General features: G+C 64.0%; 8 protein-coding genes. 2 read left to right on the top strand and 6 right to left on the bottom strand.

Annotated elements, in window-relative coordinates; genetic code table 11:
* Positions 1 to 160 precede the first annotated feature (160 nt).
* Together eccCa and OHQ90_RS09965 are read left to right on the top strand one after the other, a co-directional pair.
* On the top strand, positions 161 to 4,201 hold the full coding sequence (gene eccCa, locus OHQ90_RS09960) for a type VII secretion protein EccCa (RefSeq protein ID WP_328409349.1): 4,041 nt from the start codon (positions 161 to 163) through the stop codon (positions 4,199 to 4,201).
* A complete protein-coding gene (locus OHQ90_RS09965) occupies positions 4,201 to 5,658 on the top strand; it encodes a type VII secretion-associated protein (RefSeq protein WP_328409351.1) in 1,458 nt (485 codons plus the stop codon). The genes eccCa and OHQ90_RS09965 overlap by 1 nt, the downstream gene beginning before the upstream one ends.
* A 106-nt stretch (positions 5,659 to 5,764) precedes the next feature.
* Here the strand turns inward: OHQ90_RS09965 and OHQ90_RS09970 are convergent, their stop codons facing one another.
* From OHQ90_RS09970 to OHQ90_RS09995, 6 genes are all read right to left on the bottom strand, one after another.
* The gene (locus OHQ90_RS09970; protein ID WP_328409353.1) at positions 5,765 to 6,064 is read right to left on the bottom strand and encodes a WXG100 family type VII secretion target; all 300 of its coding nucleotides are present in this window, start codon (positions 6,062 to 6,064) and stop codon (positions 5,765 to 5,767) included.
* Between the two features lie 30 nt (positions 6,065 to 6,094).
* Positions 6,095 to 6,430 (bottom strand): WXG100 family type VII secretion target, encoded by a 336-nt coding sequence (locus OHQ90_RS09975; protein WP_328409355.1) that lies wholly within the window; start codon positions 6,428 to 6,430, stop codon positions 6,095 to 6,097.
* Between the two features lie 408 nt (positions 6,431 to 6,838).
* On the bottom strand, positions 6,839 to 8,416 hold the full coding sequence (locus tag OHQ90_RS09980; protein ID WP_328409357.1) for a serine/threonine-protein kinase: 1,578 nt from the start codon (positions 8,414 to 8,416) through the stop codon (positions 6,839 to 6,841).
* Between the two features lie 151 nt (positions 8,417 to 8,567).
* A complete protein-coding gene (locus tag OHQ90_RS09985; protein ID WP_328409359.1) occupies positions 8,568 to 9,824 on the bottom strand; it encodes a DUF7373 family lipoprotein in 1,257 nt (418 codons plus the stop codon).
* Positions 9,825 to 11,021, bottom strand: coding sequence for a DUF7373 family lipoprotein (locus tag OHQ90_RS09990; RefSeq protein ID WP_442941358.1), 1,197 nt, complete (start codon positions 11,019 to 11,021; stop codon positions 9,825 to 9,827). It lies immediately after the preceding gene.
* 7 nt (positions 11,022 to 11,028) lie between these two features.
* Positions 11,029 to 12,234: a DUF7373 family lipoprotein gene (locus tag OHQ90_RS09995; RefSeq protein WP_442941454.1), complete on the bottom strand. Its 1,206-nt coding sequence runs from the start codon at positions 12,232 to 12,234 to the stop codon at positions 11,029 to 11,031.
* Positions 12,235 to 12,260 lie beyond the last annotated feature (26 nt).

Below are 12,260 nucleotides of genomic sequence, written 5' to 3' on the forward strand. Positions count from 1 at the left end.
CTCGTCTTCTACCTCGTGTTTCCGCAACCGGCATACCCAGGGGCCGAGCTTGCGAACCCACGGTTCGGGCAGCAGAATGCTGGTCGAACTGTACGACATGTCAGCTGCCGGCTCTACACTGAGCCCGAAGTACAGCTGCGTAAGGGGGATTTCTCGTCTGATGAGTACCGTCCGGTTCCAGCGCCGTGCGCGACGAGAGATGCCGCGTTCTCCCGGCGGTGAAGTCACCTTGCAGCCGCCGCCCGAGATTCCCCGGGTAACGCCGGGCAGCTTGCTCAGCAAGATGATGCCGGTCGTGATGGTCGTCGGCATGGTCGGGATGATGGCCCTGATGTTCACCCAGGGCGGTGGCATCGCATCGAACCCGATGACCATGATGTTCCCGATGATGATGGTCTTCTCCATGGTCGGCATGTTCGCCGGTCAGGGCGGTGGCAAGGGGCAGAAGGCCGCCGAAGCGAACGAGGACCGCAAGGACTATCTGCGCTATCTCGACCAGGTGCGCAGGGATGTCGACGACACCGCAAGGCAGCAGCGCGCTTCCGTCGAATGGAGCCACCCGGAGCCCGGCCTGATCTGGATGCTGGCGGGCACCAGCCGGATGTGGGAGCGGCGTGCGGGGGACAAGGACTTCTGCCACGCCCGCATCGGTATCGGCGGCCAGCGCCTCGCCACGCGACTGGTCGCGCCGGAGACCGGTCCGGTCGAGGAGCTCGAGCCGATCGCCGCGGTGTCGCTGCGCCGTTTCGTGCGCGCCCACTCGACGGTCCCCGACCTGCCGACCGCGATCGCGGTGAAAGGCTTCGCGACCATCGCCCTGGACGGCGATCGGGTCGAAGCCAGGGAAATGACTCGCGCAATGTTGTTGCAGCTGTGCATGTTCCAGGCGCCCGACCAGGTGCTCGTCGCGGTGGTCTGCGGCCCGGACACGGCACGCGAATGGGAGTGGACCAAGTGGCTGCCGCACACCCAGCACCCCGACGCGCAGGACGGCATCGGCACCCAGCGCATGTTCTACGGCTCGATTCGCGAGGCCATGACGGGTCTGCATCCGTTGCTGGCCAATCGTGTTCGGTACTCCCGTAATCAGCCTGCCAACGTCAATCTGGTGCACATCGTCATCGTGGTCGACGGCGGTCTGCTCGAGGCCGAGGACGATCAGCTGCGTGAATCCGGCTACGAGGGCGTCACGCTCATCGACTTGTGCGGGTACGCACCGCGTTTGGCGGTATCGCGCGGCATCAAGATGGTCGTGGAGAACGGCGAGTGCGTCGGTCGCGGCGCCACCGGCAACCAGGAACGTTTCGCGCTGATCGACCGGATTTCCCCGCAGCAGGCTCAGCAGGTGGCACGCAGGCTCGCGCCGTATCGCGCGGCGACCCAGCGCAGCAGCGATGTCGAGGTCGACGACTCCGAGGTGATCTCGTCGTGGTCGCAGCTGATGAGTCTCGGCGACATCGGCACCTTCAATCCCGAACACGCCTGGCGCCCACGCTACGGCCGCGAGCGGTTGCGGGTCGCGTTCGGTGTCGGCGCGGACGGTCTTCCGGTCGAGCTCGACATCAAGGAAGCCGCGGAGAGCGGCATGGGCCCGCACGGATTGTGCATCGGCGCAACCGGTTCCGGTAAGTCCGAGTTCCTGCGCACCTTGGTGCTCAGCCTGCTCGCCACCCATTCACCGGACCAATTGAACCTGGTGCTCGTCGACTTCAAGGGCGGTGCGACCTTCCTCGGCCTCGACGGCGTTCCGCATGTCGCGGCGGTCATCACCAACCTCGAAGACGAGGCCGACCTCGTCGACCGTATGAAGGACGCGCTGGCGGGCGAGATGAACCGCCGCCAGGAAGTGTTGCGCCAAGCGGGCAACTTCGCCAACGTCTCCGAGTACGAGAAGGCCCGTGCCACGGGCGCGGATCTCGATCCGCTGCCCGCGCTGTTCGTCGTGCTCGACGAGTTCTCCGAATTGCTCACCCAGCACCCGGATTTCGCCGAGCTGTTCGTGATGATCGGCCGCCTCGGTCGCTCGCTGCACGTGCACCTGCTGCTGGCCTCGCAGCGCCTCGAGGAAGGCAAGCTGAAGGGCCTCGAAAGCCACCTGTCCTATCGGATCGGTCTGAAGACCTTCTCCGCCAACGAATCTCGCCAGGTGCTCGGTGTCCCCGATGCCTACAACCTGCCGGGCGTTCCCGGTGGCGGCTATCTGAAGTCGGACTCGGGCGAAATCCAGCGGTTCCAGGCCTCCTATGTCTCCGGCCCGTATGTCGGCGGCGGTTCGCAGCGCGAGGTCACCAGTGCGGGGATCGCGGGCGGGGAAATCGATGTGAAGGCGCGCCCGTTCGCCGCCGTCCACGTCGACTTCCGGCCCGCCGACCGGATTCCGTTGCAGACCACGCCCGCCAACGAGCCGGAGCAGCACTCCGACGACGGCGAACAAATTTCCAACGTGAACATGCTGGTCTCGCGCATCCGCGGCCACGGTCGTCCGGCACACGAGATCTGGCTGCCGCCGCTGGATGAGGCGCCCACCCTCGATCAGCTCATCCCGCGCTCCATCCTCACCGGCGAGTACTCGGCCGTCGCGACGTTGCGAGCCCCGATGGGAATTGTCGACCGGCCCTACGATCAGCGCCGCGATCCGCTGGTCGTCGATCTGTCGGGTTCACGAGGCAACGTCGCGGTGGTCGGCGGTCCGCAGTCCGGCAAGTCGACCGCACTGCGCACCATGATCATGGCGCTTTCGCTGACCCACACCGCCGAGCAGGTGCAGTTCTACTGCCTCGACTTCGGTGGCGGCACGCTGGCCAGCCTGCAGGGGTTGCCGCATGTCGGTTCGGTGGCAAGCCGATTGGACGACGACAAGGTCCGGCGCACGGTCGCCGAGATGGGCACCATCGTCCGGTCCCGTGAGGCGCGCTTCCGTCAGCTCGGCATCGAGTCCATGACCGAGTTCCGCCGCCTGCGGGCCATGGACCCCGCCAGCAGCCCGGCCGCTGCGGGCGCGCACGAGGATCCCTTCGGCGACGTCTTCCTGGTGATCGACGGTTTCGGATCCATCCGCCAGGACTTCGATCCGCTCGAGCAGCCGATCATGAACCTTGCGGTGCAGGGTCTTTCGTACGGTGTGCATGTTGTCATCGCACTGGCGCGGTGGGCCGAGGCGCGTCCGGCGCTCAAGGACCAGATCGGCACCAGGATCGAGCTGCGCCTCGGTGACCCGATGGACTCCGACCTCGGCCGCAAGTTCGCCGCGCTGGTCCCGCAAGGGCGGCCGGGTCGCGGTATGACACCCGAATGCTTGCACATGCTGACCGGTCTGCCCCGCATCGACGGCAGCGCCGACCCCAACAATCTCGGTGCGGCGGTTGGTGAGGCGGTCGCGACGATCGCCCGTCTCACGCCGGGCCGGCACGCGCCCGCGGCCCGCATGCTGCCGGAGATGCTGCCGCGCGAACAGCTGTTGCAGCTGGCGGGCAACTGGCCGTCGCAGGTCGACCCGGACCGCAAGAACATGCGTATTCCCCTCGGTATCAACGAATCCGAGCTCGCGCCGGTCTACATCGACTTCAACGAGAGCCCGCACTTCATCGTCATCGGTGACACCGAATCCGGTAAGTCGACATTGTTGCGTTCGCTCGTCGAGGGCATCGCCGCATCGAACACCCCGAATCAGGCGCGCTTCATCCTGGGCGACTACCGGCGCACCATGCTCGGTTTGGTGCCCGACGGGTACCTCGCGGGTTACGGATCGACCGCGCCGCAATTCACCCAGAACATGTCCGATCTCGCCGCCTATGTCGCCCAGCGGACGCCGGGGCAGGACGTTACGCCGCAGCAGCTGCGCGATCGCTCGTGGTGGAGCGGACCGGAGTTGTTCGTCATCATCGACGACTACGACCTGGTCGCCACCTCCATGGGCAATCCGGTGTCGGTGCTGGTCGAGCATTTGCCGCACGCTCGCGACCTCGGCTTCCACCTGATCATCGCCCGCCGCTCCGGCGGCGCGAGCCGCGCGATGTACGAGGCCACGCTGGCCAGGATGAAGGACCTCGGCTCGGCGGGCCTGATCATGAGCTGCAACAAGGACGAAGGCGTGCTCATGGGCACCACCCGTCCCGGCCCCAAGCCGCCGGGCCGCGGCACCTACGTCACGCGCAACACTGAGGATCTGATTCAGCTGGCGTGGATGCCGGCGGCGGAGTGATGTCCGTCGTCGACCTGGTGGTCACCGACACGCGTATCTGGGCGTGCGGTCCGGCCACCCATTGGGATGTGCCGCCGTCGGTTGTGCTCGGCAGCAACGGGAATCTGGTCGTCGGTGAGCCGTTGACGCCGCCGACCCAGGTCAGCTCCGCCGTCCAGTTCGTCACGGGGGAGCGGATCGCACTGCTGCCACGGGTGCCCGCCGTCGCCGAGGCGATGACAGCGATCGTCGGCACTGTGCTGCAGAACCTCGGCGTCGCCACCCCCTGCGGCCGGGTCACCGTCGCGTGTCCGACGGAGTGGGGCGCGCGACGGCGTGCGGTTCTCGAGGCCGCACTGCGCCGCTTCGCCAACGATGTCGTCTTCGAGGACATGGCCGTTCGCGCGGTGGCTGCCGATGAGGGCGCCGACCGCAGCAGCCGTACGGTGGTGCTGGAATTCGGCACGCTGTCGACCACCGCGAGCACCGTCGTGCGCAGCCATCAGGGCACGCATGTCGAATCATGTGAGCACGAACCGAATCTCGCGCTGGCCGACCTCGGCCCAGACCCGCAGGCCGCCGACGATCTTGCCGCGCTCGTCGGCCGGCTGCTCGCGGGCCGCCCGGCCGATGTCGTTCAGGTGGTGGGTGTTTCGGATCCGGCGAAACTCGAGGTGATCCGTTCGGTGGTTCCGCCGATCGCTGGACCGGCCGTCGAACTGCGGCCGATCGCAGGCGCCGACCTGGTGCGCGGGCCGCGGCCGGACCCCGACTATCGGACCGAGGCTGTCTCGGCGCTGCCGACCGCGGAGTGGATGCAGCCGCTTCGACAGCGTGCGGCCGCTGTCGGGGGCCCCGACCGTCGCCGCACCGGATACCTGGTCGCCGCGGTCGCCGGTGTTCTGGTGGTCGCCGCCGCCGCGGTGGGAGCGGTCGTCGTCCTCGGCGGCTCGCAGGACACTCCCGCGGTGCCTGCGGGAGCTTCGGCGTCGGTCCACGCCACCGCGCAAGCGACGGCCGACGGCCAGCCTGCGCCACCACCTGGAGGCGCACCGTCATCGGAAACCATTGGGCGCGTGCGTTTTCAGACACCGGCGGGCTGGCGTCTCGCGCAGGCTCCTGACCCGAGCAAGCCACGCGTCGACCTCGTACCGGAGGACGGCAGCCGCATGCGGATCACCGTGATCCAAACGCCGGTCGCCGCCGGGATCGGTTATGAGCAGGTGGCCAGGAGCCTCGAGGCGCAGATGCGGCAGAAGCCGAATGGTGCGTTGACCGATCTGAAGCATGACCAGGTGTTCGGCGGAAAGTCGGGCCTCGCCTATATCGAACGGCCGGGTGATGGTTCCACGGTGCGTTGGCATGTGCTGGTCGAACACGGGCTTCAGGTCAGCACCGGATGTCAGTTCCTCGGCGAGTGGGAGTCGATTGCGCCGGCCTGCGAACAGTTCGCGGCCTCGGTGCAGGTGACTCCGTAAAACGTTGTGCCCGTGGAGAATCAATCCATGGGGCATCGACACCGGATAAAAATTCGTGCCCCCGGCAGAATCTGCCGGGGGCGCGAATGGTCTGAGTTGTTCAGTGTCAGAAGAGGTTCGCCAGGGCGCTATCCGTGCTCTGCAGCTCGGAGTTGCCCTTGCTGACCAGCTGACCGGCACCGACCAGCGTCGCATTCAGCTGTTCGACATTCTGGTTCCAGGTGGTCTGCATCTGGCCGAATGCATCGTTCGCTGCACCCTTCCAGTTCTGCGTGATGAATTCCTCGATCTTCTTGTGGAAGGAGGTCAGTTCGTCTCGAATACCCTCGGCGCGCTTGATGATCTGCTGCGCTCCATCGGCGACTCCGTCGAAATTGGCGGAGATATTCTGCGAGCTACCGGCCATTCTTCAGGCTCCTTTGTTGCGAGTTTCGAATTAGACGGCGGGAAGGTCGAGGCTGGATACCTGAGCCTGAACCTGCCGGGAGAAGTCGGTGTCCTGATCTTCGAAGGACGAGCCGGCCTTGATGAGCTTCTCCGAGGTCTCCATCAGCTTGTCGTTGAGCTTGTCGGCCTGGAAGTAGTAGCGCTCCATGAAGGCGTTGAACGCGTCGCGCGCCTGGCCCTTCCAGTTGGCGCCGTTGGTGACATTGTCCTCGTCGGTCTTCAGCTGCCGGATGGCGAGCATCAGATTGTTGTGCTGCTCCTGGAACTCCTTCGCCTTCTGCGCGATCAACTCGGGACTAGCATCGAGATGCCCTGCTTCCGCCATTGCGGCTCCTCCTCTTTCTTCTCATGATCAACGTTGCAGGTGCCAGCTGACCTGTTCATAGTGTTTGGACGCGTGCTCTGCTCGATCGGTTCCATCGATTTCGAAAAATGTTGGCCGTCATCGAGTTTCGTCGCCCTGCGCGTTGTCGACTGGCTGCACCGTGGCCAGAGTGCCCTGGATGAGATCCCCCCGGACGTTCTCGACCGCGGTACCGTCGCATCGGTCGCTGCCAGCGCTCTGCTCCCCTCCTTCCCCCTGTGCTCGCTACCACCTGAAACTGGCGAGTGGGCTGGCTGGGCATCACCCTACCGAATGGCGTGCTGGAGCGCTACCGGCATCGATCAGGCGGCAGAGCGGCCGACGGTGCTCGGCTGGGACCTATCAAGGGTCGTCTTGCGTTGCGCAGGTTTACTTCACGACCTTCGCGATCGTGGGGACCATCTTGTCGATGAGGGCGCTCTGGGACTGATCGGTCCAGACTTGAAACGCCTGCACGGTCGAGGGATCGTCCACTACCACGATCTTGGCCGTACTCTGCAGTATGGAGTTCGGCAGGCCGCGCAGGCCGCCGTTCTTCGCCTCGCTGTCGGACCTCAGCACGATGACGACTTCGGAATCAATGTCGATCGAATAGCTACTGACCGACAGCGCTCGTGGTGACTTCTCGTCGCCGACCGCCTTGTACTTGGGGCTGTACTGGAAGCCGATGTTCTGCAGGAATTTGGCTTGTTGGCTGGGGTTGAGCGCCGCCGAGAGCGTGGCATTGCCGAAACTGAAGGCGGTCACCGTTTTTCCCGCGAATTGCGGGTTGGCACTGCGGACCAGAGCCAGCTGGTCGCCGTCGGCGCCGGCCTCCGACGCGCGGCTGGTGAAGAAGAAAGTGCCCGCCGCGACGGCGACGACGACGACGGCCAGGATCGCGGGCACCAGAAATCGGCGGGCCAACGATGGCTTGTGGTTGTTCCGCGTGGTCGCGACAAGTCGTTGGTCGGTGTCTTCCCGTTGCTGCGGTGCGTATCCGGCAAGGGGTGCGCGCGGATCGGTGGTAGGTCCGGTGATGGGAATGCGGGGATCGGTGACGGGTGCGATGTGCGGCATTCGCGTGTCGGTCGAATAGCCGGCCTCGGGCGCTCGGAACTGGTTGCCGTACAAGGCTGCTTCGGCCGCCTGAGTGAACTCCCGGCAGGTGGCGTAGCGGTGCGCCGGGTCCTTGGCCATCACCTTCTCGATCACGCCGTCGAGCGTGGCGGGCAGGCCGGGGCGAACCGAACTCAATTTCGGTGGCGGCTCGTGCAAGTGCCCCATCATGACCACTGCGGGCATGGTCGACGGGTAAGGGTTCTGGCCGGTCAGCAGCTTGAAGAAGGAGCAGCCGAGACTGTAGATATCGGCGCGGTGGTTCAGACTGGTCCCGACCAATTGCTCAGGCGGCGCGTAGGCGACGGTGGCCATGAAATTGCCTGTCGCCGTGAGGTCTTGGCCGTCATCCGAGGATTTCGCGACTCCGAAGTCGGTCAGCAGGATCCGCTCGTCGTCGCCTTCCTCCGCGGCGGAGAGCAAGAAATTGGCCGGCTTCACATCGCGATGCAGCAGTCCGCGCCGGTGGGCGTAGTCGAGTCCCTTGCCCACCTCGGACACGATCCGCAGGGCTCGCTGCGGGGTCATGACCGCCGGCCCCTTCTTCGCCTCCTCCGAGGCGTCCGTGCCCTCGACATACTGCATGGCGATCCACAGCTGACCGTCCTCTTCGCCACGGTTGTACACCGCGACGATATTCGGATGGTCGAGTCCTGCGGCCAGATTCGCCTCGCGCTCGAACCGGGCGCGGAATTCACCATCGGTGGACAGGTCGGCGCTGAGCACCTTCAAAGCGTCACGGCGGGGCAGGATCGGGTTCTGCGCCAAGTACACGGTGCCCATTCCGCCCGCGCCGAGGACCTGAAGCACCCGGTAGCCGCCAACGATTGCGCCGGGCCGCAACGCCATTCGGTCCTCCCTCAACGATGTCGAAAAGCCCGAACATGCGAGCCTCCGGAAGGAATCTAGCAAGTCACCGCCGGGTATTCGACTTGCATCCAGGTGCGGACGAGCGTGGCCGCGGCGACCAGGTGCAAGTCCTTGCCGCATGCGATCGTCCTCAGCTACTCGTGATCAGGGCATACTGCGCGGAAATCTTTTGATGGAGGTCCTGCAACTGTTTGCCGGAGGCCTGCACGAGGTACCGGTCGACATGAAAGCTGCAGATATTCATGACCACGGTCTGCGTCTCACCGGATTTGGCCATCTCGGCGTAGCATTCGACCTGCTGTGCTAGTGCGGAAGGGGAGTCGACCATCTTTTCATTCGGCTCGAGGGTGGTGGACGGCTGCCACTCTTTCCAGAGTGTCTCTGCACCCTTGTCGGATCGGCTTCGAAACACCACGGCGTCGCCGAACGCGACGAGGTCGACTTCACCCTGTTCCAATGCCGTCAGTGACGACGGACGGGCCCGCAACAGCGACAGTGTGCCGCGGCCGGTATAGACGCCGTCCGGTTCGGCGCGCAGTGGCGATTCGGGATTGCTCGGCAGGGTGCGCCCGAGTAGACGCTGTGGATCGAGGGCGACATGTTTCAGCTCGTCGGCGGGTGTCGGCTGGAACTTGTCGATCAGTGGAATCTGCACGTCGAGCATCCGCTCGACCTGGTTCGTCAGGGCCGGGAGGTCCGGCGCGGCGGTGTCGTCGACGACCTTGACGAAGATGACATACCGATCGTGCACGGTCCACGAGCCGATCGAGGAGATGTCCGGCCGCCAATGTGCCGTCGTGCTCGGATGTTTGGTGATCGGAACCGGCTCGTTGTCGCGGTTGTAGGTGAAGTCGTCGTGTTCGAGTGCCGGGCCGACTGCCGATGCTGTCTTCGCGTCCGGGAACATCAGCACCGCGACATTCAAGGTGCGGCGCTTGGCCTCGGGTTCGCCTCCGGTCTGCCAGGCATTGACCCAGCCGGCCACCAAATCCTTCGCGACATCATCGAAGGTGTCGTTGATGACGAGGTTGCCCAAGGTTTTTCGGTTGAGTACGACGTGCGGACGGATGAGCCACGCGTCCTCGACATAGGACGGATCGGCTTCGAAGGGCAGGGCGACATAGTCGGACAACCGCTGTGCTTCGCGGGCACGAGCCTGCCGGTCGCTTCTCGCGTTACCGATCTCGCGTGGCTTTGTCTGGTAATTGCCGACATCGAGCTTCGATACGTCGGACGGTACTCGCGTAGGCATTCCGGTCACCGCCGAGCCACAGGCGCCGATACCGATCGTCAGCGCCGCGGCCGTGAGCAGGATTCCGGCGGCTCGAACCGGCGTCGATCCAACGGCGAGCATCACGACCTTCCCCTTCGTTCGCGTAGTTCTCATCTAGTGTCCGTAGGCAAGTAGCTTGTACTGAGCCGCAGTCCGCTGATAGAGCTGCTGCACGCTGCTGGTCTGCACCCGCGCGGCGTATCGGTCATATCCGAAATAGCACACCGGCGAATAGCGGTCCTTGCTCGTTTTCGGATCCTTGGTGTCGAAACACTTCACCCCGGACATATGTGGTGGACCTTCGATTGCCTTATAGCCCTTGGCTTCCTGATCGATGAAAGCGGCGATCAAGCGCTCCGGGCTTTCGGTATCCCGGGTTCGATAGAGCTGACCGCCGGAAAACGCGACCAGATCGACGCCCGCGTCGTCGAAGGCGGCCTTGGTGAGATTGGGGTAATGATCGGTGTGTAGTGCTGCCTGCCTGGGCATCACCATCGACAGATCACCGCGGTCGGTGGGCTTCCCTTGGTCGTCCAGCGGCAGCGTGCGGCTGAGCAGGCCTTCGACGTCGAGTGGTAGCGATCGGAGTTGATCGACAGGGGTAGGCGTATAGCCCTTCAATCCTTCGATCTGCTTACTGAAGGTTTGTTGCGTCAGATCGACGAGCCGTGCCGTGTCCACGGGTTCGCTTACCGGATCGTCGACGTGAACGAGCAGGAGGATGGGACCGGCTACCAATTGCGAATCGAGATATCGACTTTTCGGATTCCATTTCGCACGGGCGTCGGGCCGTTCCGGAATTTTGATGGCCTCACCGGGGGAAGACTCTTGCTGGCGGTCCGCGATTCGTGCGGCAGCTGCCTGGGCTAGCGCGGCATTTTCGAATCGCAATGTGTACAAATCTAATACAGTACCGAGGCCGACTTGTTCGCGGCGCTGGCCACGCGATTCCCAGCCGGCGATGAAGCCGGGGGTGAGGTCATTGAAGTCTCTGCTGTTGAGTGACGGAAGTGCCGTGGGATCACCGGGAGTAATCCGTCGGTCCCAATATATGCTCGTTTTGAAGGCGAACTTTCCGTCTACGTCCGCTGGGAGGGGGGTTGCGTTACCGATTCGGATGGCTTCCTGGCGTGCTCCCGATATCTCCGTTCGGCTCGCTTCGATATCTCGCGGAACCGTCGCGTAGTTGCCGGAATCCAGCGCAGCCGCATCGATGGTTCGAGTGGCTGTGTCATTGTCACCGTCACCGCAGCCTGCGGATATACCGATCGCAGCGGTCATGATGACGCACCAGATATGTCGAGATCGCATCACGGCCTCACTCGCTCTTTGCCAGAATTGCGTACTGGGCGGCGGCTCGCTGGTACAGTGCCGGATCCGACCGCGCAGAGTAGGGTGCTTTCGACATCACCACGGCCACGTACCGTCCATAGACCACTGCGCACAGCTCGTCATACGACCGGAATGGGTCGGACGAGTCGAGTTTCAAACATCTGACATCGGGTAGTCCTGGCGGCGGGGCCAACTCCTCATCATTCTTTCCGGCCTTGACCAGCACGTTCTGCAGGTGGAACGCGGCAGCGAGATCGCGCGTCCGATAGATGATCCCGGCGCGTCGTCCGACCAGATCGACCCCGCTTTCTTCGAATGCTTTCCCGATTTCGACAGGGTTGCGCTCGAAATGAAGCTGTCCGGATGGTTCGTACGGACCGAAGTCGTGATCGAAGATGAACGGATCGCTGTAATCCTTCGCTTTGGGGAGCGCTCGTCGCATGATGCTGTCCGGATCAGTGGGGAGGTCCAGCACATCATCGAGCGGCGTGGGCTTTTGCTGATCCAAACGGGCGAGTTGTTGATCGATAGTCTTCCCGATAATGCTCGAAAGGGAACTCGGATTCGGTTCCGGGACCGCGGCATTGGCCAGAATGACATATGGGCCGTGTGACACGAACGAGATGGCCGTAATATCGTCTGCTGATGATGTCCTGGCATCCGGGCGGTTCTCGATCGGAATCGGGTGACGCCCGGGATCCGCGTTGGTGATCTGATCGAATTCTTCGGTTGCTTTTCGGCCGGCAGCTTCGGTGGGGAACCGTAGTACGGAAATGATCAACTTTTTCCGGTGCCGGAGGTCGCCGTTGGTTCGCGAAACATATGCGCCGGCAATCAGGTTGTTGTCGACAGCAGCAGGCCGATACTGCTGTGGAAATGTATCCGACGTGACCATCTGTTCGCCATCGAAGAACAGCTCTACATCGTTGAGGACGGTGATGTCACTGTCGATATCGGACGGATGCACCAGGTAGTTGAGCATCCGACGCGCCTCCACGAGGCGCAATTTGCCCGGAGTACTGATCTCCGCGTCATATCCGGTGGGTTCGGGCGAGTACGCCCCTACCTTCAATGTCGGAAGATCCACCGGCGTCAATCCCGGCTCGGGGCTTCCCGAGACGCTGGTCGAGCAACCAGCACTCGCCACAGCTACCACGATGACCAGCGCCGCCAGCCCGCCTCTGTACTTCATACTTCCCCCGTCCCGGCAGATCCCTC

This window comes from Nocardia sp. NBC_00403, from assembly GCF_036046055.1.
GTDB lineage: Bacteria > Actinomycetota > Actinomycetes > Mycobacteriales > Mycobacteriaceae > Nocardia.